22 protein-coding genes are annotated in these 24,373 nt (G+C 36.6%); 7 read left to right on the top strand and 15 right to left on the bottom strand.

Annotated features, from left to right (window positions below; all coding sequences use genetic code 11):
- Positions 1 to 18: 18 nt before the first annotated feature.
- The 11 genes from ACKTTZ_RS08810 to ACKTTZ_RS08760 form a co-directional block, all read right to left on the bottom strand.
- Positions 19 to 903, bottom strand: coding sequence for a DUF3347 domain-containing protein (locus ACKTTZ_RS08810; protein ID WP_407848403.1), 885 nt, complete (start codon positions 901 to 903; stop codon positions 19 to 21).
- A gap of 100 nt (positions 904 to 1,003) precedes the next feature.
- Positions 1,004 to 1,438 carry a hypothetical protein gene (locus ACKTTZ_RS08805; RefSeq protein WP_156106358.1) on the bottom strand — a complete coding sequence of 145 codons (435 nt, stop codon included), beginning with the start codon at positions 1,436 to 1,438 and terminating at the stop codon, positions 1,004 to 1,006.
- 418 nt (positions 1,439 to 1,856) lie between these two features.
- The gene (locus ACKTTZ_RS08800) at positions 1,857 to 2,819 is read right to left on the bottom strand and encodes a T9SS type A sorting domain-containing protein (protein ID WP_034691932.1); all 963 of its coding nucleotides are present in this window, start codon (positions 2,817 to 2,819) and stop codon (positions 1,857 to 1,859) included.
- Between the two features lie 42 nt (positions 2,820 to 2,861).
- Complete coding sequence (locus ACKTTZ_RS08795; protein WP_407848401.1) at positions 2,862 to 4,259, bottom strand: outer membrane beta-barrel protein; 1,398 nt, start codon at positions 4,257 to 4,259, stop codon at positions 2,862 to 2,864.
- On the bottom strand, positions 4,252 to 4,818 hold the full coding sequence (locus ACKTTZ_RS08790) for an RNA polymerase sigma factor (RefSeq protein WP_034691935.1): 567 nt from the start codon (positions 4,816 to 4,818) through the stop codon (positions 4,252 to 4,254). Before ACKTTZ_RS08790 ends, ACKTTZ_RS08795 begins: the two co-directional genes overlap by 8 nt.
- Before the next feature lie 103 nt (positions 4,819 to 4,921).
- Positions 4,922 to 5,500 carry a DUF4840 domain-containing protein gene (locus tag ACKTTZ_RS08785; RefSeq protein WP_034691938.1) on the bottom strand — a complete coding sequence of 193 codons (579 nt, stop codon included), beginning with the start codon at positions 5,498 to 5,500 and terminating at the stop codon, positions 4,922 to 4,924.
- A 256-nt stretch (positions 5,501 to 5,756) separates the two neighbouring features.
- Entirely contained in the window at positions 5,757 to 7,172 is a 1,416-nt protein-coding gene (locus ACKTTZ_RS08780) for an efflux transporter outer membrane subunit (RefSeq protein WP_407848398.1), read from the bottom strand.
- Positions 7,159 to 10,317, bottom strand: a complete 3,159-nt coding sequence (locus ACKTTZ_RS08775) for an efflux RND transporter permease subunit (protein WP_253315894.1) — start codon at positions 10,315 to 10,317, stop codon at positions 7,159 to 7,161. Before ACKTTZ_RS08775 ends, ACKTTZ_RS08780 begins: the two co-directional genes overlap by 14 nt.
- Positions 10,318 to 10,346: 29 nt before the next feature.
- Positions 10,347 to 11,468 carry an efflux RND transporter periplasmic adaptor subunit gene (locus ACKTTZ_RS08770; protein ID WP_407848396.1) on the bottom strand — a complete coding sequence of 374 codons (1,122 nt, stop codon included), beginning with the start codon at positions 11,466 to 11,468 and terminating at the stop codon, positions 10,347 to 10,349.
- A 419-nt stretch (positions 11,469 to 11,887) separates the two neighbouring features.
- On the bottom strand, positions 11,888 to 12,652 hold the full coding sequence (locus tag ACKTTZ_RS08765; protein ID WP_034691944.1) for a LytTR family DNA-binding domain-containing protein: 765 nt from the start codon (positions 12,650 to 12,652) through the stop codon (positions 11,888 to 11,890).
- The gene (locus tag ACKTTZ_RS08760; protein ID WP_034691946.1) at positions 12,649 to 13,767 is read right to left on the bottom strand and encodes a histidine kinase; all 1,119 of its coding nucleotides are present in this window, start codon (positions 13,765 to 13,767) and stop codon (positions 12,649 to 12,651) included. The genes ACKTTZ_RS08765 and ACKTTZ_RS08760 overlap by 4 nt, the downstream gene beginning before the upstream one ends.
- Positions 13,768 to 13,996: 229 nt before the next feature.
- On the opposite strand from ACKTTZ_RS08760, the gene ACKTTZ_RS08755 reads away from it, so the two are divergent.
- Entirely contained in the window at positions 13,997 to 14,821 is an 825-nt protein-coding gene (locus ACKTTZ_RS08755; protein ID WP_034691948.1) for a universal stress protein, read from the top strand.
- A 141-nt stretch (positions 14,822 to 14,962) separates the two neighbouring features.
- On the opposite strand, the gene ACKTTZ_RS08750 is transcribed toward ACKTTZ_RS08755, so the two are convergent.
- On the bottom strand, positions 14,963 to 15,832 hold the full coding sequence (locus ACKTTZ_RS08750) for a RimK family alpha-L-glutamate ligase (protein ID WP_253315891.1): 870 nt from the start codon (positions 15,830 to 15,832) through the stop codon (positions 14,963 to 14,965).
- 245 nt (positions 15,833 to 16,077) lie between these two features.
- On the opposite strand from ACKTTZ_RS08750, the gene ACKTTZ_RS08745 reads away from it, so the two are divergent.
- From ACKTTZ_RS08745 to ACKTTZ_RS08720, 6 genes are all read left to right on the top strand, one after another.
- A complete protein-coding gene (locus tag ACKTTZ_RS08745; RefSeq protein WP_079243771.1) occupies positions 16,078 to 16,623 on the top strand; it encodes a hypothetical protein in 546 nt (181 codons plus the stop codon).
- A gap of 13 nt (positions 16,624 to 16,636) precedes the next feature.
- Positions 16,637 to 17,281, top strand: a complete 645-nt coding sequence (locus ACKTTZ_RS08740) for a hypothetical protein (protein WP_407848392.1) — start codon at positions 16,637 to 16,639, stop codon at positions 17,279 to 17,281.
- A gap of 13 nt (positions 17,282 to 17,294) precedes the next feature.
- Positions 17,295 to 18,065, top strand: coding sequence for a sensor histidine kinase (locus tag ACKTTZ_RS08735; protein WP_034691954.1), 771 nt, complete (start codon positions 17,295 to 17,297; stop codon positions 18,063 to 18,065).
- Positions 18,062 to 18,706: a response regulator gene (locus tag ACKTTZ_RS08730; protein WP_407848390.1), complete on the top strand. Its 645-nt coding sequence runs from the start codon at positions 18,062 to 18,064 to the stop codon at positions 18,704 to 18,706. The genes ACKTTZ_RS08735 and ACKTTZ_RS08730 overlap by 4 nt, the downstream gene beginning before the upstream one ends.
- A gap of 262 nt (positions 18,707 to 18,968) precedes the next feature.
- The gene (locus ACKTTZ_RS08725) at positions 18,969 to 19,814 is read left to right on the top strand and encodes a caspase domain-containing protein (RefSeq protein WP_407848388.1); all 846 of its coding nucleotides are present in this window, start codon (positions 18,969 to 18,971) and stop codon (positions 19,812 to 19,814) included.
- 73 nt (positions 19,815 to 19,887) lie between these two features.
- The gene (locus ACKTTZ_RS08720; protein ID WP_051934178.1) at positions 19,888 to 20,898 is read left to right on the top strand and encodes a trypsin-like peptidase domain-containing protein; all 1,011 of its coding nucleotides are present in this window, start codon (positions 19,888 to 19,890) and stop codon (positions 20,896 to 20,898) included.
- 406 nt (positions 20,899 to 21,304) lie between these two features.
- On the opposite strand, the gene ACKTTZ_RS08715 is transcribed toward ACKTTZ_RS08720, so the two are convergent.
- The 3 genes from ACKTTZ_RS08715 to ACKTTZ_RS08705 form a co-directional block, all read right to left on the bottom strand.
- Positions 21,305 to 21,571 carry a hypothetical protein gene (locus ACKTTZ_RS08715; protein WP_034691961.1) on the bottom strand — a complete coding sequence of 89 codons (267 nt, stop codon included), beginning with the start codon at positions 21,569 to 21,571 and terminating at the stop codon, positions 21,305 to 21,307.
- A 72-nt stretch (positions 21,572 to 21,643) separates the two neighbouring features.
- The gene (locus ACKTTZ_RS08710) at positions 21,644 to 22,054 is read right to left on the bottom strand and encodes a hypothetical protein (RefSeq protein ID WP_407848385.1); all 411 of its coding nucleotides are present in this window, start codon (positions 22,052 to 22,054) and stop codon (positions 21,644 to 21,646) included.
- Between the two features lie 2 nt (positions 22,055 to 22,056).
- Entirely contained in the window at positions 22,057 to 24,336 is a 2,280-nt protein-coding gene (locus ACKTTZ_RS08705) for a hypothetical protein (protein WP_407848383.1), read from the bottom strand.
- Positions 24,337 to 24,373: the final 37 nt, after the last annotated feature.

Raw genomic sequence — 24,373 nt, 5'->3', positions numbered from 1 at the left:
TACTTATTAAAAATTTTATTACTTCTTGCTAATCGTTTCCTGAACACTGCCACAGGTAAGCATTTTGGACCCGTAAAACGGATTTTTGATAGCTTCTTCTTTGCTAAGCCAGTTTGCTCCTTTTCCATTATTAAACATTGGGCAATGCTGGTAATACACCGTTTCGCTCTGTTTTGAAACTTTGGTAAGGGCATAGATATTTTCAGACAGAAGTGCAAAAGTGCCTCTCTGTTTTTCAATGTCTTTAGTACTTGCTATTTTTTCTGCCTGTGTTGTCAGATCTTTTAAAACTTTCATCCAAACGGTATGTTCTTCATTGGAAAGCTTGCCCATTTCAACATTCTGAATGGCTTTTACCAACGAGGCGGCCTTTGCCGATGAAGTTCCTGCATCAGTATTTACCAGGGCATCTTTTAAAGAAAAATAATTGTCAAAAACTGCTTTAAGCTGAGATTCATTTTTATTTTCAGAACTGTTAGCCTCAGTCATTTTGCTGTGATCATGATTGGCGTGTTCATTATTCATATTCATCTCCTTATCTTTATTCATGCTGGCAGGTTTTAGCTCTCTTTTGTATTGGCAGCAGCCTGGCAGCTTACTGTAAGCATCGTCCGGAGCTAAGAATTTTTCACTGTCATAACCGGCTAAAGCAATACGTTTCAGTATTTCTTCCTGATTTGTTTTTTGGGCATCATAATTCAGGGTAGCCATTTTTGTATCTTCATTCCATACTACAGATGAAATGTTCTTTAGATTCCCGGCTTTTTCGATATTGGTTTTACACATATCACAGTTGCCATATATTTTTACCGCCTCTGTTTTTGCATTTTTAATCTGTGCAAAACCTATGGTGTATGATAGTAATGCACTGATTACCATCAATATTTTTGATAATGATTTCATTTTTCTGATTTTTAAAAATTGATAATTGGAATACAACAGATTGTCCGAAAACAAAAGTTTGCTTTCGACAAGACCTATTTCTGGCTGTACGGCCAGATAATTATCCTATTTTGGGAGGTTGCCAGATAGAAGAAAAACCTGAAGAATAATAGGTTTGACTGAAACTAAATTTAAGTTTCGTTTCTTCTCTGAAATGATTTTTGATTTTCAGATCGGCCATAACAGGAAGCCCTGTTAATGAGATCACAGTTCCGCATCGGCACGAATTGTGTTTGCATTTGCCATTGCAGTCATTATGGTTTTTATCTTTTTTACAAAAACCAGGTTTACAGCAGAATTTATCTGATAAGCTGCTGGTTTGACACTTATAACCTAAAGTTTGATCCTTTTTTATATCTTTCTTTGTGCACGCAAAGCCTAAGTTCGGTACTAAGAAAAGCACCAGACAAAGGACAAGAATGTGGCCGATATGTTTGTTATAAGTTTTCAACCAAACAAAGTTACAATATTTATCATTTACATCTTTTTTTATCAAATAATTTTTATGAAATTTTCTGCAAGTTTATATTATTTACAAGAAACTCAATGTATTTCTGAAAAGAAAATTCCTCAGGGAAAGCCTGCAACAAAGGGATTTATCTCATCATAGAATAAAAAAAACCGGTACAAAAAAATTTGTACCGACTCAACCATTATTAAAAACTAACGAAAAAGATTATTCGTCTGAATACTTAAAAAAAGTGTGAGTCAGGAAGCCGGATGCCATAAAGAGAACTCCTTTTGGGGGTAATTATGACCGTCATTAGATTAACAAGGATGAAATGTATCTATGAGCGTAAAGTATTAAAATAAATTACTTCAGTTCTTCTTCAATACAAGGAACATCCCTCCTCTGACATCCATTCTTCCTTCCCACAATCAATTTTTAAACATCTTCAGATTTTATAATCCTATTATTTTTTTATAAATCTATTTTTATATTCTGTTCCATCTGTGCTTTTAGAAACAATGATATAATTTCCTGGTACCAGACTGCTTACATCAATCGCCTGATTATATCTGTGATCTACTTTCTTCAGGACAAGTTTTCCGGACATATCAATGATGATAACTTCCTTATAGATTTTATCCGATTCTTTCCCAATATAAAGGTGCTGCGCCGTAGGATTAGGATAAATTTTCAGATTATTATCTTTAATTTTTGTCTCTCCTGTTCCCAGATTGCTGCAGAATTCCCAATCTCCGAAATTGAGTTCTACAAATGCAAACGGATCTAACATCTCACATTGATCCGGACAATATTCCGTACAGGCATAAAATCCGTATTTCCCTGAACTGGTAGCCACATAAGTATCTCCCACTACACCAGAGATGATACACGGATCTCCCAGCGTCGGCGGATTACTGCTTGGTACACATTTGAACCAGGTATGTTTACCATATACAACAGGAAAAATATTATCAAACTGTACAGAAGCTCCGTTGCAGACATTCACTGTTCCTGCATTTTCCTGATATGTTCCGGGCGTATAAGTAGTCATCATAGCCGGCAGACCATATACAAAACCATCTGCAAATGCTGTAGGGCTTTCTGCTGTACAGTCGCCTTCAGAAACCACTACTTTAAAATAATTCAACTGATCGTTCCCACTAATGGTTAACTGCTGAGATGTTGCTCCCGGAATAGCTACCCACGGGTTATTATTAGGTGTCTGCCATGTCCATTCCTGTTTGTACCACTGATACGTTGTGTACGTCTGTGTCGTGGAAAGAACCTCATCTTCAGTACTACAGAATAAAATCGTTCCCGGATACTTTTGTCCAAGTCTTGCACTGGTAATTGTGGGTGTACATTGTGCTTTAATATTCAGAATGCTGAATAGTACAACCACTAAAAAAATTAGTTTTGTTTTCATATATATAGATTATTAAGTTTGGTGTTGTAAAAATGGTGTGCCTTAATCCAGCAGCACTCTTATTCCGAATTTCATATTAAATTGAAGAGGTTTTTCTTTGTAAATGGTATTGGGGGCATTTTCTTCTTTAAAATGGTATCCTATTCCCGGTTCTGCATAAATTCCAACCTTATCAATGAGCTTTAACTGAAATCCTACAGCTGTATTGACAGAAAACTGCAGAGGCTTAGGCTCCACACGTTCTTTTGAGGACTCCTTAATTTGATCATCGACAACATAAGTTGTTGTAATATTACCTGCTATTGGTTTTTCTACCAGCGCTCCAGCTGTAATATATCCTGTGAATTTCCCTTTTTGAATGACATTATAATTAACCTGAACAGGAATTCCTATATAATGAACTGTCTGATCTCCTTTAATATAATTATTGTCACTTCCGGAATGCAACTCAGAAGAAAGCTTGGTATAGTTCAGCCCTGTTCCTATTCCCCATCTTTTTCCCAAGTTATAGTACACAGAAAGCCCGAATGTCACCGGTACTTTATGTCTGATTCTCGCTTCTACCGGCTGACTTTGATTGGCCAGTAATATAGCCGTCAGAGGATCATCATGATATTCAGCTGTAGCCCATACCTGCTCTACATTCATCGCTTTTCCAGTGATTGAAGCATAGCCAGGAAACTGCTGTTCTGCAGAATTGGAACCCATATTTCCTGTAAGCATACCTAACATCCATGATTTTTTATCTCTGGATTTCGTGGCTTTACGCTGTGTATTTTCAGCATAGACTTCCTTTACTTTTTCCTGATTAAAAAGAACCTCATCAGAAGCCTGTTCTTTTACAGTTTCTTTCACCGTATCATCAATAACTGATGTTTTCTGGGCGATCTTACTTTCCTGCTGAAAAGACTCCGATGCTGTAGGAAGCTTGAAGACATCCTGGATCTTCTGATTGCTTCCAGCCTGATTTTCTACTCCATTATCAGCATATCTTTGTGTCAACGTTTTCTCCGGAGCACCGATGTTCAATATATTTTCAGCTAAAAAATCATCTGTTTTTGATTTTACTTCACTGCCTGAAATATTCTCAGTTTCTGTAGTTTCTACATAATTTTTTTCCTTTTCTCCCTTCCCATCTGCCGGTTTCTGAGACAGAGTTTTTCCAGTATCATTCTGGGGTAGTATTCTGGTCAGCAAAAACAATAATGCAATGGCTGCTGCAATCCCTCCAACGCGATAAAATATGGATCTGTTTCCTGCATTTGTTCCTTTTTCTTGCTTTGCTCCCCCTTCATGAACTTCAGGAATAAATCCGGGAATGCTGTCATTTTCTTCTCCGGAAAATAATTCATCTTTAATGTCATCCCACAACCCTTCCGGAATGTCCTCTTCATGGTCATCCATTCTGCTTCGCAGGTTATTTAGCCATTCATTATTCATATTGTGCTTTTTTTGACATTTTAAATTCTTTTACTTTCTGAGCAAGCATTCCTTTTGCCCTGTGAAACTGTGATGCAGAAGAATTTTCTGCAATCCCCAGCAGTACGGCAATTTCTTTATGGCTTTTTTTCTCAAACACATACAGATTAAAAACAGTTCTGTATCCATCAGGAAGTGCTCTGATCATCATCATAATATCTTCACGGGGAATCTCTTCAAAATCCGGTTCTTCTTCATTAGGAATATCTGGAAGGTCATTTACTTCTACAGCAGATTTAAAATCTCCTTTCTGTTTGATATGCTTCAACGATTCATTGACTGTGATACGGGTCATCCAGGCTTTTAAAGAACCATTTCCTCTGTACTCAAAAGATTCTATTGAACGGAACATTTTAATAAAACTGTTTTGGAGCACATCATGAACATCTTCTTTTTCTGCCAGATAACGGGAGCACACATAGGACAGATTTCTGGAATAAGCTCCAAAAAGCTCTTTCCAGGCAGCTTCCTCCTTCATCAGAAGGTGCTTTACCAAAATCTGTTCTTTACTTTCTTCCATATAATGCTGCTGCCTCCGTATCCGCTGGGATGTTAAACTGTCAAGCAAAAATAGATTGCATCTTTTTAATAAGGCGCAATCCATTGATGATAATATCTATTAATTAATTTTTTATACAGAATGGAAAATTATAATCAATCACCTCATAAGGAGTAACCAATGTACCATCTACTGTAATTTTTTCTGCTGTGAGAGCATATCTAAGCGTTTGATCCAACCCTACATAATATCCTTTCTGCTTAGAAACAAATTCTACCACTGTCTTTTTATTCACACCGTCTACAGGAATCTGAAGTTCCATTGTTTTTGGGGTCAAAGTAAGCTCTATCACATTATTCGTTGTATTGATTACTGCAGCATATTTAACGTCATATTTCACCTTTCCCAGTGCTTGTATGGCTTTTTCTGCTTTTACAGGATCTTTCACCACAGTCTTTACAATATCACTTATTGGAAATTCTGCAAATGAGATGGTGTCTTTCTTTACTTTGAACTCTTTTACGCCTTCTCTTTTGATATTTCCCTGTACAATAATCAGTTTTCCTTTATAGTTACCTGGTAAGTTTTCTATTTTTACAGGTGGAATATCCGGTCCTTCATTATCATTACAAGAGTATAGGGTAAATCCTACTAAAACCATTAAAACTGTTATAAAAAATCGGGGTACTGTCAATTTTTTCATTGCATTACATTTTCGTTAAACATTAATTATTTTCGAGTACTCATCTATATAAATCCTGTTTTCTGAAAATCTTGCATCCTTTTCTAAAAAAAGAATAAAAAAATTTATAACCAATTGATTTTGTGAATATAAAATTTCATCATCTCACTGCAAATTCCGTACCTGTTATCAAAATGAAGCTCTATTTGTCTTTTATAAACAGCAAAAAAGGAAACTACATGACATAGCTTCCTTTTCATTATTTACCAGTTGTATTTTATTGTACTCCACCGCCAAGTGCTCTGTAAAGATCTACCTCAGCATTTAATTTTTCAAGGGTCACATTGATGGCTTCCAGATCATTCTGAAGTTTATTATTCTGGGCAGTGATGACTTCCAGATAGGTTGCCATTCCACTTTTATACAGCTTCAGTGCATCATTGATTCCTTTGTCCAGAATAGCTGTTCTCTGTTCTAAAAGCTGTAATCTTTCTGAAGAACCTTTCGACTTAGCCATAGCATCGGAAACTTCTCCCACCGCAGTCATTACTGACTGTTTAAAGTTGATGCCCGCTTTTTCCTGTTCAATTAAAGCAGTATCATAAGCTGTTTTCAACTGTTTTTTCTGAAAAATAGGGGCAGCAAGATTAGCCGCAATTGCTTTGGTAATAGATCCGGGAATATCAAACCACGAGCTGAATTTATTGGAATTTACTCCTATCTGTGGGCTCAGGCTGATACTTGGATACATGGCGGCTTTTGCCAATCCGGTTTTTGAGTTGAGGCTAATTACGTTAAACTCTGCCATTTTCAGATCTGGTCTACGGCTCAGCAGTTGTGCAGGCAATCCTTCTGATAGTTTGTTTTCAGGAATCATTGTTTTCAGATTTCCTTCTCTTTCTACTTTGGCCGGATATTCTCCACAAAGAATACTCAAAGCATTTTCCTGGATAGAAATATTCTGTTTTGCTAAAGGAATCAGCAGCTCAGCAGTTTTTTTCTGTGCTTCCGATTGCTGAACGGCCAATGAATTTATCTGCCCTGCTTTAAACTGAAGATTCATCATTTTAAGTGTATTGTCACTCAACTCGATATTCTGTTCGGCTATTTTCAGCTGTTCATCAAGACTGATCAGATTATAATAAGCCTGAGCTACCTGAACAACGATTCTGCTTTTGATAGCATTTAAATTTTCTTTTTGTCCAAAATACTCTGCCGCCGCAGATTCTTTCTGCATTTTAGCCTTTCCCCAAATGTCTACTTCCCAGGAAAGTCTCAGTGCGGCACTGAAATCATCCATGTATTTTGTACCGACAAACTGTTCATTCAGGGAGCCGTTAAGGGTATTGGTAGACGCCCAGCTTCTGTTGGCTCCTGCTGTAAGATCTAATGTGGGCATCAGACCTAGTTTAGCCTGTTTATAAATCAGATCCAACTGTTCTATATTTTTCAAAGCGACATTCACTTCATTATTTCTTGAAAGGGCTTTATCTATTAAACCTATCAATTTGGGATCTTTGAAGAATGTCTTCCATGGCAGTACCACAGTATCTCCCGTTACCTGCACAGATTCTTTATAGGTTTCTGGAATCTGAAGATCCGTTCTTGTATATTTTTTCCCTACGGCACAAGACATCAGTAGTGATGCCATTGCGCCTGAAATAAGGAAATTCTTTATATTAAATATGCTCATTTGTCAATTGATTTTCTGTTGTATGATACTTCTTTTTGGTAGAGAATTTCTCATCCAGATACTGAAAGAACATGTAGAGTACAGGAATTACAAAAACTCCTAAAATCACTCCGCTCAGCATTCCCATGGCTGCACTTGTACTGATGGATTTATTTCCTGAAGCCATTCCTCCTGAAGAAATCATCAGCGGAATCATTCCGACAATAAAAGCTAATGAAGTCATGATAATGGGACGTAATCTCGCCTTCGCTCCTTCCAGTGCAGAATCCAGAATGGAAAGACCTGCTTTTCGTCTTTGTATGGCAAATTCTACAATAAGGATCGCATTTTTGGCAAGAAGACCGATAAGCATAATCAATCCTACCTGTACATAGATATTATTATCCAGTCCGATTGCTTTTATTCCTAAGAATGCTCCTACAATTCCTGTTGGGATGGAAAGCATTACTGCCAGAGGAAGAATATAACTTTCATATTGAGCTGCCAGTAGCAGATATACAAAAAGTAAACACAGCCCGAAGATGGCAATTGTTTGATTCCCTGCTGATTTTTCTTCCAGACTCAATCCTGTCCATTCATAACTGTAATCAGATGGTAATTTGCTTAAAGTCTGTTCCAGCTTGCCCATTAACTCTCCGTTACTTACTCCAGGTTTTGGAGATACGTTGATATTTAACGAGTTGTAAAGATTGTAACGCTGAACGGATTCCGGACCGTAGACTTTTTTCAAAGTAATCAATGTATTCACCGGAACCATATCTCCTTTTTCATTCTTTACGAAAATATCATTGAACGCCTGCTCGTCCATTCTGAAAACTCCGTCCGCTTTAATATTCACTCTGTAGAATTTCCCGAATCTTGAGAAATTCTGAGACTGGTCTCCTGAGAAATAGGTCTGAACAGTTCCCAACAGATTGGAAATGCTTACTCCCAGTTGTTTTGCTTTATCTTCATTCACTTCAAGCTCCATCTGAGGATAATCTGCCCGGAACATGGTGTAGGCAAATGCCACTTCCGGAACCTGCATCAACTGGCCGATCAGTTCATCTGCTTTGGCTTTAAGAACCTGAGGGTCTCTTCCCATACGATCCTGAAGCACGATTTCGGCATCATTCGTCATTCCATATCCTTCTACAGGAGGCATTCTGAAAGTCATCACACTTCCTTCTTTGATCACTCCCAATTTTGCATTCGCCATGTCTACCACTTCCTGAATATCCTGAACTTCACCTCTTTCTTTCTTAGGCTTCAGTTTAACAAATCCCATTGCATAAGCGGGTCCTGCACTGTTACTAAGAAGGTTGTATCCTGTAATGGAAGTATTTTCCTGCACTGCGTCTACTCCTTTTAAGATTTCATTGATCTTATTGGAAACTTCTGTCGTTTTGGTCAATGCTGTCCCGGGAGGCATGCTTAAAGTGTACATGAAAAATCCGTCGTCTTCCATTGGTACAAAACTCTTAGGCGTGCTTGACATCAGCCAGCCTGCAACACCAATAACGGCTACGATTAATCCTCCTGCAATCCACTTTCTTCCTATTAAAAAGCGCACTCCTTTTGCATAACGGTTAGTCATATTATTGAATCCGGCATTGAATGCTACCGCAAATCTTTGCCCGAATCCTTTTGGTTTTTTACCTTCTCCTGAGTGATTGTTTTTCAAAAACACGGCACATAAAGCCGGAGTTAAAGTCAATGCGTTAACTGCTGAAATAATAATTGCTATGGCTAATGTATAGGCAAACTGCTTATAGAATAATCCTGCAGAACCGGACATAAATCCGATGGGAATAAATACTGCCGACATCACCAATGTAATAGAAATAACCGCTCCTGTAATTTCACTCATCGCTTTGTGAGTAGCTTCTCTTCCTGAAAGGTCTGTTCCTTCCATATTGCTATGAACAGCTTCCACTACTACAATGGCATCATCTACGACAATACCGATGGCCAGTACAAGGGCAAAAAGGGTCAGTACGTTGATGGTAAATCCTAAAACCAGAAGGAAGAAGAAGGTACCTATAATCGCTACCGGAACTGCTACTGCCGGAATAATCGTAGATCTGAAATCCTGTAAGAAAATAAATACCACGATAAATACCAGAATAAATGCTTCTATCAGAGTAGATTTCACCTGTCCTGTAGCCTCATCCAATCTTTCTTTGGTACTCATTACCTTCGTATATTTGATACCTGGAGGGAATGATTTTGATAATTGGTCAAGGGCTTTGTTTACCCCTATTTCAATCTGATTCGCATTGGATCCTGTGGTTTGCATAATGGCTACAGTAACTGCATTTTTCCCGTTGGAAAGGTTATCTCCTGTATTGGAAATCGCTCCGAATTCTACACGGGCTACATCTTTTAACCTAATAACCTGGCTTCCTGTATTTTTAACAATTATATTTTCATATTGTTCAGGCTTATTCTTTTTTCCTTTGTATCTGATTACATATTCTAAGGCGGCATCAGATTCTTCTCCCAGTTTACCGGGAGCAGATTCTAAACTGTGGTCTGCAATGGCTCTGGAAACATCTGCCGGCTCAAGTCCGTACGATGACATTTTCTGAGGGTTCAGCCATATTCTCATGGAATAATCTTTCAACCCGAATACCATAGCCTGCCCAACTCCTTTTACTCTTTTTACCTGCGGAATAAGGTTGATATTCGCATAGTTCTGAAGGAAAGTTTCATCGTACTGTTTATTATCTTCAGTATAAATATTGAAAATCAATACCATACTGTTCTGTTGCTTGGATGTGGTCAATCCCATTCTCACGACCTCCTGCGGAAGTATCGGAGTGGCCTGTTGCACTCTGTTTTGCACGTTTACCGCTGCCTGATCGGCATTCACTCCCTGTTTGAATATAATGGAGATGGAAAAGGTTCCATCATTACTTGCTGTGGATTTCATGTATTCCATATCTTCCACTCCATTGATCTGTTCTTCCAGCGGAGTTACCACGGAACGAATCACGGTTTCACTGTTTCCTCCGGGATACGATCCTGAAACGGTAATCGTAGGTGGAGAAATATCCGGGAATCTGGTCACCGCCAGCTGGTTTAATCCTATAATCCCTAAAATGACGATGATAAGGGATATTACCGTCGCCAGTACCGGACGGTCTATTATCTTTTTTAACATTTTTGAATTTTCTAAGAATGGTTATACAACTATTTCAAAGGAACGGTGTGTGCCACCACCTGCGCTCCGTCTGTAAGGGCATCAATTCTGTTGATGGCAATCTTATCTCCTGCATTCACGCCTTCTTTGATGAAGTAATCCTGAGAGGTACTTCCTGAAACGGTAATCTGAGTCATTTTTACTTTATCCTTACCATTCAGTTTATAGACAAAGAATCTGTCCTGAATATCTTTTACTGATGTTTTCGGAAGTCTGATCACTCCGTTCAGAGCATTATGGATCATGACTCTTGCAGTTCCTCCTGCTCTTAATAATTTATCAGGATTCTGAAAAACAGCTTTCATCTGGATGCTTCCAGTATTTCTGTCGAAGTTTCCGCTGGCATTTTCCAGTTTCCCTTGAAGAGAATAAGTAGAACCGTCTGCCAGGATAAGCTCAACATTTTCTGCGGTATTTCCTGATACCGATGCTCTGCTGTGGGCAATAAAATCAGCTTCATTCATTGAAAAGTATACATTCACGCTGTTGATGCTTGAAAGTGTTGTCAGCGGAGAAGCATCTGACGGACTGATAAGGTTTCCTACTCTATTCGGAATTCGCCCAATATATCCGCTAACCGGAGCTTTGATGTAGGTAAAATTGGCGTTGATCTTTGATGATCCTAATGATGATTGTGCCTGTGCTACCTGTGCTGATGCTGCTTTATAACTTGCCTGTGCTGTTTTCAGCTGCATATCTGAAACTACTTTTCCTTCCACAAGGGGTTTTAGTTTTTCCACTTCAAGTCTTGCTGTTTCCTGAGCTGCAATAGCAGATTTCAAGGCGGCTTCATTGGTATTTACCTGTTCGTTGTATACGGATGGATTGATTCTGAAAAGGGTCTGTCCTTTGCTTACATACTGTCCTTCTTTGATATATACTGCTTCCAGATATCCTGTTACCTGTGCTTTAATATCTACATTATCCTGTCCTTCTATGCTTCCCGGATATCCTGTAGACACATCTGCATCTCCGGACTTCACCTGGATAAAATCTGTAGGCAATGCCTGCTGCATCTGCTGAGCATTTTCCTGGCCGTTCCCGGAACCGCATGAGTACAATATCGCTGCAGCTGTAAGTGAAAGTACCAGATATCCTTTTCTGTAATTCATAACATTGGTTTTTAAATTTTACAGGAGCAAAATAACTTCATCTTATAGTGATATTCATTCAGAAGTTGGGTGAAGTGTCATTAATTGCAGGTGAAACGTATGATAGGAAAAATGAAGGGAAAACAGCTATTTTCGTTTATAATTATGACAAAAAAGAGATTTTTATGTGGAAATAAGAGTGAAATCATTGAGGATAAACTAATGTATTTCATAAGTGAAAAGAAAAGAGGATGTCTCAAAAGTGTTATTCTGAACACAGACTGAAAGTCTGCGAACAAAGTTCATAAATGTAGTGAAGAATCCCATGTATTTGGATATTGATGAGATTCTTCCTTCGTCAGAAATCGAAGATTCGACGTAGTCAATGACATAGGCCAAATTATTTGACTTTTGACAGCCTTCTCTGTATTTTTATGAAATTAATAATCCATCCAGGATTTGAAAATGGAAGCTTTTTCCCGGCTTACAATGACTTCCATATCAGGCTGCTTTCTCAGTTCCAGCTTTAATTTTCCGTTAAAATGATTAAAAATCTGCTTTACGGAATTGATATGGATGATAAATTGTCTGTTGGCGCGGAAAAAGAATTTAGGATCCAGCTGTTTTTCAAGTTCTTCAAGAGTTTGCGGAACATTTTCTACCACTCCGGTATTCAGCATGGCTTTGCTGATTCCCAATTCGGTGTAAAAGTATAAGATATCTTCTGCCAGAACGGTTTTATATCCGTCTCTGTGGGCGATCAGAAAACGTTTTCTGTAATCTTTCGGCTGTATGTAATTCAAGAGTCCTTCAATGGCTGTTCCTACTACCGGAACGGATTCCATAAAGGTTTCATAGCGTTTTAAGGCGGCATCCAGTTCTTCTTCTTCAATAGGTTTCAGAAGGTAATCTACACTGTTATACTTGAATGCCTGTACTGCATATTCATCATAGGCTGTGGTGAAAATAACAGCACTTTTAATTTCATGTTTGTTAAATATTTCAAAGCTGAGACCATCTGCAAGGCGTACATCCATCATAATAACATCCGGGACCACATTATTTTCCAGCCAGTGTACTGTTGAGGTTATCGAGTCTTCCACAGACAGAATTTCGATATGGGGTCTTAACTTCAACAACAGTCTTTTTAATCTGTCGGCATTAGGTCTTTCGTCTTCAACGATTAAAACTTTATTAATCTTCATATCAATGGGAGTTTTACAATAAATTTATCTTCTGTTTTTTCAATCACGGGTTTAGGATATCCTAAGATTTCGTACCGTGCAATAATATTGGTAAGCCCTACTCCTGATGAATCCGGCTTATTGATTAAAGGCAAAATAGTATTAGAAACAACCAATTCTCCTTCCTCGTTTGTGTAAACATGGATTTCCAGTGGATTTACTTTGGATGTCTGATTGTGTTTAATAGCATTTTCAACCAATAACTGTAAAGACAGCGGAAGGGTGAATCTGGATTTGTATTCTTCCTTAATATCTATTTTGAATACGACTCCTTCCCCAATTCTTTTTTCAATCAGAAAGATATAGGATTCTAAAAATTTGAGTTCCTCTTCTACGGCAATGATGTCTTTTTTGGAATTGACTAACAGATATCTGTATACTCTCGCAAACTTCTCAGAATAATCATAACCTAGCTGCTGATCTTCCAGAATGAGTTCTGACAATACACTTAAGTTATTAAAAATAAAATGAGGATCTATCTGAAGCTTAAGAGCCTGAAGCTCTGCAGCCATTGCAGCCTGCTTATGTTTGGAAGCCCTCAGTTTATGTTGAGCCGCTTCTACTGCTGTTTTTTTCCAGTTTTCCAATAAATAATCTACGGTATTAAAAGCACTGATAATCAATGATATTACAATGTTGGTTGCGATCCATTGTCCCAGAAGTGTATATTCTTTGCGGGAATCCATTTCGGGTAATGTCACTGAGGTACAGTCTACAATGGCATTAATAATGATCACGATCATCACACTTCCCACGATCTGGAGCAAACATTGGATGAACAGTCGTTTTACCGTTCTGTTTCTCCAGGGAAGCCATTTATTGAGTGTTCTGTCAATAAATATACTTACCTCAGAAATAATGATAGAAAAAAAGACAATCCATGTGGCATCTTCCAGAATCATCTTCAGCGGAGCGTCCAGATATCCTTTCCAAACAGGATCAAAGGGATCAATAAGATAGGAAAAAACACAGAAAGTGACTACTGCTAAAGCCCAGATTACGAGCCTTCTTTTCATGGTAGAAAGAATCTTCTTATTCCGTACTATATTTTTCCTGATGGTAGAAATTCTATTCATATCCGGGACTTTATGAATGTAAATATAGAAATAGATTTTATATGAGTATCCTCCATTTTAGACGAGACCGCCAAAACAGGACATGAAACGTAAAATAGCAGCGTTCAAATGGATGTGACGGTTCATCACCTGAAAAAGACATTTCATCATCATTTTATGCAACATCACATTATTTTTAGAGTAAGAGAACAAGTGTCTATCATAGTTTTGTGGTATTAAATCCGGTACAATGAAAACAATAATTGTCTGCACAGATTTTTCCCAGGAAGCTGAAAACGCTACTCATTATGCTGCTTCTATGGCTAAAGAAAATAAATACAGGATTATACTTTTTAATCTGCAAACCGTTTCTATCCATGCTTTGAATGCACAGGCTTCAGCTGATTTTTTCTACACTCAAACGATTAAGAATCAAAAACACCTGGAGGATAAGGCAGCTGAGCTTAAAAGATTATATGCTGTCGAAACCCAACATCATCTGGCTTCCGGTAATTTTATTGAAGAGCTTGAAAACTGTATGCAACTCCATGATTGTGATTTTATTGTGATGGGAATGGCCGAGAAAACGCTGGAACAAAAGCTTTTAGGAAACAGTGTAACAAGGGCGATTCACAGGATTAAAAAACCCATACTCATTGTTCCTGCCCACATAGAATATACTGGAATCCAAAAAATACTTTTTGCTTATGATACGCACAAAAGCATGACCTGGTCTGCCATGAATGATATTTACCACTTTATTAATGAATTCAATGCTGAGATTGAGGTTTTCAATGTAAGTGAAAGGTTAGAAGATTTTGCTGAAGTTATTCATGATATTGATCTGAACTCCGGATATGATCTGGATGATATTAAGTATAGCTTTAAAATGATTCAATCCATTGAGGTCATCAAAGCTATTGAAGAGGAAATAAGACTAACGGGACCAGACCTTTTAACTATGGTTCCTTATAAATACAATCTTGTGGAATCCCTGTTTCATCGAAGTAAAACAGCTATAATGGCTTATAAGAATAAAATACCATTACTATCAATTCCCCTAAACATAGATTAAGAATCAATAAAAATCTGTTCACATTTGAATTATCCTTTTTGCCTTTAAAGGCTAAATTTTACACTTAATCTTGTTTGACAGGACCGGGAATAGATTTCCGGTCCTGTTTTTATTTTAATTTTAAAAATTATTCACTCTAAATTATTTTGTCAGAGCCATTAATGCCTCATAATAGTTTTCCAGTAAATCAGGATTCCCATTCAAAAACAAATAAGGTTCTATCAATTCCAGCTCCATTAAATGAAATGAATTATTAATTAAAACACCATCCACTCTTGCATAAAGAGTTTCCTCCGGCAGACTTTTCAAATACAATCCCGCCTGTTCTATGTGCAATGGATCCGGTTCGGGATAACTGATGCTTCCCCCATGATAATGCTGTACCCTGAAATCTCCCTGTTTAGGTGTTTTTAATGAACAATGACTGTATTTTCCATTAAAAAATAGGAATGACCACTCTCCGTTTTTAATCTCCTCTACAAAAGGCTGCACCATATAGTCCTGCTCTTTCAGAAGAGTTTCAATTTCTGCAGAACGCTCGTTGAAATTATCTTTGCTTACAGTAATTGTATTTTGTGCTCCGGCGCTTACACAGGGTTTTACCACCAGTTTTTCAGTATTGAAACGATCAAAAAAATGCCTTTCCAATACAGATCCTTTTTCAAGATATTCTGCAGGAATGCCGGGAAGTCCATTTTCTTCAAGATCTTTCAGATAATGTTTATCACTGTTCCATTGGATGATTTCTACGGGATTCAGGACTTTTACTCCTAATTTTTCAAGACTGTTCAGCCAGCCCAGGAATTCATTTAAATGGTTGTGATAATCCCAGGGAGATTTGATGACAACAACATCATAACTGCTCCAGTCTACATTCGGATCATTCCAGATGGTGGGAACGATGTTTAATCCTTTATTGATTAAAAAATTAATCAGTTCTGTATCCTCATCATTGGTTACTCCCTGTAAAAATCTTTCTTCTTTTTTATAGCCTGTGATTGTGATTTTCATGCTTCTTTTTGAGTTTTATTTCCGATTCAATTTCGGGATACCTTATGGATAAACAGAGACACAGATTTTTCTATTTTGAAGGGTACAATTGGAATATTATTTTAAAAACAAAAACAAACTAACACATTCTATTCATCTGAATATCAAAAAGTCGTAAATTTATTAAAGGATAAAAACAGTGTTTTCCCTCTTTTTTATAGTTGTGCCGTTAGCTAATTTTGTTCCATAAAATTAAAACCATAAAAATGAAAACTTCCTTTTTTACTAAGATTTTAAATCTGATTTGTGCAGCATTTCTATTGACTTTTTGTCTGATCAGCTGCTCCGAACCTCCTAAAGAACCCGTTAGCAACAGTTATAAAAAGAAACTGATCAGCTATCGTGAAGGCAGGGTTCTTTTTGATGAATACACCAGAACCAATCATGAAATTCTCATGAAGTACAGAAACGGTGAACCCGATTCCCGATGGTACTGGTTTTCGCTGGAAGATATGGAAGGATATATTAAATACGTAAAAGAAAACGCAAAAAAACAAAAATTAAAAAATCCGGGTATCAGGATCTATATGGGAAAATATCCCATGAATCATCCTAAAAACAGAATGGCCAAACCTGAATATGCAGGTTACCAGACTATATTTTTAGTCCCTACAGCCCAAAAAAGAGAAAGAGAGAAGGCAATGTCCAGATCAGCCACCACCGAAGAAAACACAGACGTTACTTCAATAGAATCTATGAACATGACCAATCTGGCACCTCCACCAAAAGCATTATCAGAAACAATGCCTTAAAAAACACAAAATTATGAACTGGAATATTGAAACAGGGAAACAGATATCGATGATCATTTCCATTATAGTGATGACTTTAATGATCATAAAATATAGAAAAACCGGAAAGGAAAATTTATTTTTTATCATTGGATATCTGTTGTTTTCCCTGATTGATATTTCCTGTTATTTCTATTTCAAGCTGACAAGTCTGCCTACGGATATATTTTATGTGATTGGTTTTTTAATGATCGTATTCTTTCTATACTTATTCTATTATTACCAATTACTGTATGTTCCGATGCTCAAAAAGATACAGGTAATCATCCTGATTCTTTTTGTCCTCAATATTGTGATTATGTTTTACACAGAAGATGATCTGTTTCATCACTTTTCTTTTAATATGCTGTACGTAGATATTCTTCTGTTGCTATTTTCAATTATTTTGTTCCTGTACCAAACCTTTAATTCTGATAAAATACTGGAAATTAAAAACTATCTACCATTCTGGATTTCAGTTGCTCTACTGATTTTTTTCATTGGAAGTATTCCAATTTTATTTTTTAGAACTACTGTTTCAGAAAGTATTTATTTCTTCATTTTATTTATGCTGAATCTGATCAGTAACGGTATACTCATCTTAGGTTTAATTTGGAACAAACAGGAGAAAATCAGATAAAAACTTCTTAGATATGGAAGAGAATAATTTGGTCATCATCTTTACAATTACCTTATTTATCGTTGTTTTGACAATGATCTTCATCTATGCTGTTTTCATCAAGAAAAAGACAACCCTGCTGATAGAACAAAAAGAAAAAGATCTGCGTTTTGAAAAAGAGCTGGCCACTTCTCAGGTAGAAATGAAGGAACAGACCCTGAATTATATCGGACAGGAATTACATGATGATCTGGGACAAAAACTTTCTGTTGTACGTCTTCGTCAAAATCAGCTGATTACCAAATTAAAAAACAACGAAAAAGAGGACCTGATTGAGCTCAATGAACTGTTGGGAGAATGTATACAGGATATAAGAAATCTGTCTAAAACATTAATTACTGAACAGATCATTCATTTCGGACTGGCAGAATCTGTTGAAAGAGAAGTTCATAGGATCAAAAAACTGAAATTATTAAAAATAGAATTCATTACTCAGAAACAGGATATTGATATTTCCCCAAAACATGGGTTGATTCTCTTCAGAATTATCCAGGAAAGCATCAACAATATTCTAAAACACTCCAAAGCCAAAAATGTTTCCATACAAATGGAAGATGACTGTGAAAAATTACACATCAGCATTTCCGATAACGGAAAAGGCTTTGATACAAGCATTATTCAGGATGGCTCAGGATTAAAAAACATGGAACTGAGAGCAAAACTGATTCATGCCGAACTTTCTATACACTCAGAATTAAATAAAGGAACACAAACTCTGATAACCTATCATAAAAATTTATTATGAAAACTATTCCCATAGCGATCGTTGATGATCATACTTTAATTTCCAAAGCCTTGGAAAATATGATCACAGAAAACACTCAATATCGGGTCATTATGAATCATCCCAACGGAGAAGAATTTATTGCAGGTGTGGAAAAAGCTTCTGAATTACCCGCCGTAGTCCTGATGGATGTTAATATGCCTTATAAAAATGGTATAGAAACTACAGAATGGCTTACCGAACATTACCCCGATATCAAAGTCATTGCCCTTACCATGGATGATGATGAAAAAGTTCTTATCAGAATGCTTAAGGCAGGTGCTAAAGGGTATTTACTGAAAGATATGCAGCCTTCTATCCTTTTCCAGGCCATAGAAACTGTATTTGAAAAAGGGAGTTTCTATACTGATTTTGTTGCCCAGAAATTATTGAAAGTAAAAACAGAAGAAATGAAAAATGCTTCTCTTCTTTCTGAACTGAAAGACAGAGAGAAAGAGTTTATAAAGTGGGCTTGCAGTGAACTTACCTATAAAGAGATTGCCGACAAAATGTGCCTGAGTCCGAAAACTATAGATGGCTACCGAGATTCGGTTTTCGTGAAACTGGATATAAAAAACAGAGCGGGTCTAGTGCTTTTTGCCATGAAACATGATCTGTGCTAACTTAATTTTTAATCTTATTATTACCTGAAAAAATAAACATCTTTACATTCTATTAACGTATCCGGCAGCTTTTCAAGCTGCCGGATTTTCATTTCATAACTCATTCATATACAAACAAAAAGGTGTTTTTCCTTTTTCAAAATACGGTTTTCTCCTCTGTTTTTGTCCTTCAGAATGATGGAATTTTGTCATAGAAAAAAACACAGAAAGGCAGCCCCCGAAAAGCCGAAACAGAGTAGGGAATATTTTTAAAACTAATACAATGAAAAAAGCACTTATCGTAGGTATTAATGATTATGCTCCCATTGGATACGGAGGTCCGGACCTTAATGGCTGTGTAAATGACGCGAGAGATATGGCAAACACATTGGTCATCTGTGGTTTTAGTCCGGCAAAGATTAAAATCCTGACCAATCAGAATGCCACAAGAGCGAATATATTGAACTATCTGAAATCCATGATCAGCACAAGCGTAAAAGGAGATTCTCTGGTTTTTTATTATTCAGGGCACGGAACCAGAGTGGCCAATATAGGATCGGATCTGGAACTGGATGGTCTGGACGAAGCCATTTGTCCGCACGATTATGCCAATAACGGAGTGATTCGTGATGATGATTTTAAAACGATTCTCAGCAAACTAAAAGCCGGAGTGAATATGGAAGTGATCTTCGACTGCTGTTATTCCGGAACAGGAACCAGAAAAATGGATCTGGGACTGGAAGCAGATTTTCTCAACGAAACAGCACGCTACATTCCACCAATGCTTGAAGATGAATTCTATCTGACGTATGCCAGTGAAATGGAAACTTCCAAAAGTTCAAAAAAATCAACCGTTCTTACTAAAGCACTTGTGCCTGTTGCCGGAATGAATCATACGTTGTGGGCGGCGGCAAAAGACAATCAGGTATCGATGGAAGGAAATATCAGCGGACAAATTCGAGGGTATTTTACCTATCACTTCTGCAAAATATTGCGTGCCACCAACGGAAACATCGTCAGAAAAACACTTGACAAACAGGTTGCCGTCGCCTTAGCCGCTATGGGAGCAGCGCAAATTAACCAGACAGAAAGCATGACTGCAGAATTTTCACAAAAAATATTCACTTAACTAATAACCATTACCGGCGGAATCCGAAAAGCCATTAAAAGAGTAGGAATATACCAGATTAAAAATAATAATCATGTCAAAAATCGAAAACAACAATCCAATGACCGCTGAAGAAGTTCTAAGACTTAGAACTGTTAAAGCAAAATCAACTGAAAAACCATCAGCTATTGAAAAATTATTCAACCAGGCTCCGGCTATGGAAACTATTAACGGAAGAACTTTTCCTAAAGGGATGAAAACTATAGGAATGCCTATGGATGAAAAAACAGCAGAAAACAGATCTCTGGAAACTGACCATTTCTATCCTACCCATGCTGATTTTGAATATAATCCAAAACTAGAACCTAAAAAAGACCGTAAACCAAAATTTATTGAAAGAGATTCTTTCCTGACTGCTGAAAATGCAAGAACTATTTTTGGAGCAGATCAGAGAAAAGTATATAATTCTACAGCCTATCCGTGGAGATGTGTCGGCAGAGTTGAAAGTTCTTTAGGTTCAGGAAGCGGCGTAATGATTGGCCCAAGACACCTTCTTACCTGCTCTCATATTGTAGACTGGCAGCCCAATAATACAACAGGATGGCTGAAATTCACCCCAATGTATTACAACGGAAGCGCTCCTTACGGAACGGCTTGGGGTACATTAACGTATTACAAGTATAAAGTAGCTGGCCCTACCATAGACTCTACAGAAATCCAATATGATTATGTAGTAATTGTATTAGACAGACCTATTGGAAACAGCACAGGCTGGTTAGGCTCAAAATCCTATTCCGATTCATGGGACGGTGGGGCTTACTGGACTCACGCAGGATATCCTGGAGATCTTACAGGAACGCAAAGACCTACCTACCAAACAGGTATCGCACTGGATGGGGATTTCTGGAGTGCTGATGACAACGAAAGCATGAGCCATAAAGCAGATATATGGCCTGGACAAAGCGGAGGTCCTTTTTGGGGATATTGGGACGGTTCTCCGTATGCTGTGGCTACTCAAAGCGCGCATAATCCAAGCGATAATTTTGCAAGTGGCGGCTCAGATTTAGTCAATCTGGTCATCAGAGCGAGAAATGAGCATCCTTAATTTATTTTTTTAGTTTAATAACCCCGGCCGCCTTTGAAGGCGGCCGGGGTTATGTAATTTTTGTGCTGTAAATAAATATGTTGTTTATTTAGATTTTATAGTCGTTCTAAAAACCTCATTTTCATTAGGCTCTTCAGTTTTAAAATTGCACGTAGAAATAATCTCACAATCTTTTATGTCATTTTCTTTTAAACTGGAAACTATTTTCTTTTTCATCTTGGGGTCAATACATATAGATTTCAAAGGATTATTATAAAAATTAATCCCATCAATATTTACCGAACTGATTTTCAATGATTTTAATTTATTCCCATCTAAATAAATATTTTTTAATTTAAAATCTTGGTTACTTAAAAGAGAATATACCACTTCATATGAAGTGGTAAATCATATTCAATACTAAACTTTAAAGGTTATCATAAAAAATTAAATCTTTATAATTTTCCAGTTCATTATTTTGATCAATTTCTACTACAACAGGATAGTAATCTTCAACCGCAGGATTGATATGTCCCACTGATTTAATAATAAATGAAATCCCTTTTTCCTTATTTTTAAATCGTTTATTATTCAAAAGACCTTCTTCGTCGCTTAATATTTTAATATCCAAAATATTTTTTTGGTTGGGTTTAAGTTTATTAATAATAAAATAATTTAAAACTTTAATTTTCATATCTGATTTTAACTCGTTTAAAAAAATTTAATCCTTCCAAACTAAAAACCGCTCCCGAAGAAGCGGTAAATATTATGATTTCCTACCATAACTGTGTCGGACAATCTTATAGTTTTCATCTACATAATCTAAAACCTCTTGTTTTTCCTGACCTGTCAAAGAAGAATTGAAATATATTTTATCACTTTTAAGCTCATAAAGTTCTGAAAGTTCAGGACAGTTTTCAAATAAGCCTTTATAATTTTCAATCATTGCAGAGATTGGTTGATAGTAATCTTTATTGTAGACATCTTCATTTGGACTATCTATTGATTTCTTTGACCATAATATTACTTTCTTATGCCACTGCATTAATTTTGTTATAAGAGAAATCATCTTATTTATTCCTAGACTATTCTCCGCTTGTTTTAAAATGATAATTTTTAGAGGATGCTCCCCATAAGAAGTCAGCTCATTTAATAATTTTTCTATAGCTATATTCATAATTAATATTTTTCATAAAGTGTAAAAATATGTCTAAGCATATCGTCTATTCTTATAAAGCTTATCTTTATTCCAAGCGCTTTTTGAAAAGCTCTTTCATGAAAATATGCTCTTTTTTCTTTTGACCTAACATTTCCAAAACGTTTTTCTGCTTCTTCTCTTGACAAACCTTGGATAATCATTCTTCGTTTTTCATAGTTTTCAATTGCATGTGTTCCTTCATGAATTATATCTCCTAAAAATTCATCTATTGATCTAGACTCTCTAAAATACATATCTAATCCATCAGCAAAAGCAATAGTCCTATTAGCCTTGTCTAAGCTATCTCCATATTCCATTTGACAAATCAAATTGAACTCATTATCATCTAATACTATAACCAAAATTTCATTTTCATCAATGCTTTTAGCTATTCTATTAGCTTGTTCCGTATATCCTCTTAAAATATTTGTTATTTCGGATTTTGGAATATTTTTAATTGAAGTTCCTTCCCATTTTTCCTTAAAATCATTAAGTCGCTTTTTATTTTGTTTCTGCACTTGCTGATTCCATTTTTCATCTAAGCTTTTGTTTTGGCTATCAAGCTTCTCCTGAATTCTCTTATTATTATCCTTCACTGTTTTCTCCGCTGGAGACAAGCCATGATCCGCAACCTCTTCTCCAAAACCAAAGACCTCATCTAAAATCTTTTCTAATTTAGAAAAAATTTCTTTTGATCCCTTTTTAAATTCACGAAGAATCATTCGAATAAATTCTATAATTTTGTTGAGAGCGTTCTCAGCTGTTGTAATTGCCTTGGTGATCTTTTCCAGCGGGTTCAGGATAAAGCTTTCTACAGATTTGGCGAGCTTGGCAACTGCCGCCGTTCCACCTGTAAGAAGTGTTTCCACAATAATATCAATGATAATTCCAATGATATAACCGTAATAATAGGCCGCTTTTTCCAGTGTGACATGAGGAAGATTTTTTTCTACCCATTTTACCAACCGGATAATGGTTTTGAGCTGAGAAATAATGCACTGCTTAAAGAACTCCACATAATCAAAAGTCAGAATGCCTTCCAGCAAATCTTCCATCAGTTCCAGGAACATTTCCCCATATTCCACTTTCCGGTCATTTACTTTATCCATGGCAGCGACTGCTTTGAAGATAAAGCCGATGATGGAAAAGATTCCGGCAATAATATCAACCAGACTGTTATAAATACCACAAAGAAAGGCATTGGCAATCTGATAGTTTCTGTAAACAATATGCTGCATTCCGGTAAGCGGATCTGCTATAAACTTCTCCAGCTTGTCGATCTGGTTAAAAAAGAAAGTCAAAGATTTATTGATTCTTTTATAGATAAAAGTGGGAAATAAAGTTTCAGCGTTTTTCAGCAGACTATTAAAATCATCCTTTACCTCATTGATGCTTTCAAAAAAAGATTTTACAATTCTGGAATTTATTTTCTTCTGACCTGCAAGATTTTCATAAGGATTCTGGAATGCTTTATGTTCATAGAAATCTTTTATTTCTTTATAAAAGACTTCCGGAATAAAGGCAGGATCATATTCTCCTTCTTTCGGATTGGGATTCCATCTGTTTTCCGAAATTCTTAACTTGACAATATTTTCAGCGATACCGTTTGTAAAAAACGCTGAAGCTCCTTCTAAGCCTTCTTTCTTAAAAAAACTGAATATTTCCCCGATACTTTTATCCTTCAAACCCAGAAACCAGCTTATAAAATCTACTTTGTTTCTGTATATACCTTTTTCAATAAGATTTTTGAGTGATTTTGGAGTAACGGTTACCTCATGTTTCCTTGTAAAACTGAGAATGTCTGCAAAAGGCATATCCTTTTTATTCGTAAGTCCTGCTCCCGCTACAGCACGCATTACCGTATTATGATTGTAACGGTCATCAATTTCTAAAAATAGAATCAGTTCATTACTATTGGGTAAAGCTTCCAAATAACGCTGCAAAAGGAAAGCTCCGTTTTTACTGGCAAAAAGAACAACATCAATTCCGGCTATGGTCTTGCTGAATCTGCTCTTATAGACAACTACTTCTTCAATATTACCGCCAAATACAGGATCATCAGAATAGATTTGGAACCCATTCCTCTCTGCAATGGGTTTTCCTCCATAGTAAGTATTCGCAATCTGACGTGAGGTTTTCTGCTTTAATTCCGGAGGAGATTCCTGAGCCGGGAAAATGGTCTTAGAATCGGGATTCTCATTCTCAGGAAAGAAATCCGTGATGTTCCTCAATAGAGGATTATTTAAAATTTCTAAACTCATTTTGTGATTTTTAAGGTGAATACGGGCAGAGCTTTAA

Source organism: Chryseobacterium sp. KCF3-3 (assembly GCF_045865955.1).
In the GTDB taxonomy this organism is placed as follows: Bacteria; Bacteroidota; Bacteroidia; order Flavobacteriales; family Weeksellaceae; genus Chryseobacterium.
The sequence above is the reverse complement of the archived record's forward strand: the minus strand, read 5'-3'. Positions and strand labels throughout refer to the sequence as shown.

Excerpts from the sequence above, each read along its gene's own strand:
- ACKTTZ_RS08800 (WP_034691932.1), bottom strand. The coding sequence starts at position 2,819 with ATGAAAACAAAACTAATTTTTTTAGTGGTTGTACTATTCAGCATTCTG.
- ACKTTZ_RS08740 (WP_407848392.1), top strand. The coding sequence starts at position 16,637 with ATGAACTGGAATATTGAAACAGGGAAACAGATATCGATGATCATTTCC.
- ACKTTZ_RS08795 (WP_407848401.1), bottom strand. The coding sequence starts at position 4,259 with ATGAATAATGAATGGCTAAATAACCTGCGAAGCAGAATGGATGACCAT.
- ACKTTZ_RS08710 (WP_407848385.1), bottom strand. The coding sequence starts at position 22,054 with ATGAATATAGCTATAGAAAAATTATTAAATGAGCTGACTTCTTATGGG.
- ACKTTZ_RS08785 (WP_034691938.1), bottom strand. The coding sequence starts at position 5,500 with ATGAAAAAATTGACAGTACCCCGATTTTTTATAACAGTTTTAATGGTT.
- ACKTTZ_RS08765 (WP_034691944.1), bottom strand. The coding sequence starts at position 12,652 with ATGAAGATTAATAAAGTTTTAATCGTTGAAGACGAAAGACCTAATGCC.
- ACKTTZ_RS08780 (WP_407848398.1), bottom strand. The coding sequence starts at position 7,172 with ATGAGCATATTTAATATAAAGAATTTCCTTATTTCAGGCGCAATGGCA.
- ACKTTZ_RS08730 (WP_407848390.1), top strand. The coding sequence starts at position 18,062 with ATGAAAACTATTCCCATAGCGATCGTTGATGATCATACTTTAATTTCC.
- ACKTTZ_RS08750 (WP_253315891.1), bottom strand. The coding sequence starts at position 15,832 with ATGAAAATCACAATCACAGGCTATAAAAAAGAAGAAAGATTTTTACAG.
- ACKTTZ_RS08755 (WP_034691948.1), top strand. The coding sequence starts at position 13,997 with ATGAAAACAATAATTGTCTGCACAGATTTTTCCCAGGAAGCTGAAAAC.
- ACKTTZ_RS08720 (WP_051934178.1), top strand. The coding sequence starts at position 19,888 with ATGTCAAAAATCGAAAACAACAATCCAATGACCGCTGAAGAAGTTCTA.
- ACKTTZ_RS08810 (WP_407848403.1), bottom strand. The coding sequence starts at position 903 with ATGAAATCATTATCAAAAATATTGATGGTAATCAGTGCATTACTATCA.
- ACKTTZ_RS08775 (WP_253315894.1), bottom strand. The coding sequence starts at position 10,317 with ATGTTAAAAAAGATAATAGACCGTCCGGTACTGGCGACGGTAATATCC.
- ACKTTZ_RS08770 (WP_407848396.1), bottom strand. The coding sequence starts at position 11,468 with ATGAATTACAGAAAAGGATATCTGGTACTTTCACTTACAGCTGCAGCG.
- ACKTTZ_RS08760 (WP_034691946.1), bottom strand. The coding sequence starts at position 13,767 with ATGAATAGAATTTCTACCATCAGGAAAAATATAGTACGGAATAAGAAG.
- ACKTTZ_RS08705 (WP_407848383.1), bottom strand. The coding sequence starts at position 24,336 with ATGAGTTTAGAAATTTTAAATAATCCTCTATTGAGGAACATCACGGAT.
- ACKTTZ_RS08715 (WP_034691961.1), bottom strand. The coding sequence starts at position 21,571 with ATGAAAATTAAAGTTTTAAATTATTTTATTATTAATAAACTTAAACCC.
- ACKTTZ_RS08725 (WP_407848388.1), top strand. The coding sequence starts at position 18,969 with ATGAAAAAAGCACTTATCGTAGGTATTAATGATTATGCTCCCATTGGA.
- ACKTTZ_RS08790 (WP_034691935.1), bottom strand. The coding sequence starts at position 4,818 with ATGGAAGAAAGTAAAGAACAGATTTTGGTAAAGCACCTTCTGATGAAG.
- ACKTTZ_RS08745 (WP_079243771.1), top strand. The coding sequence starts at position 16,078 with ATGAAAACTTCCTTTTTTACTAAGATTTTAAATCTGATTTGTGCAGCA.
- ACKTTZ_RS08735 (WP_034691954.1), top strand. The coding sequence starts at position 17,295 with ATGGAAGAGAATAATTTGGTCATCATCTTTACAATTACCTTATTTATC.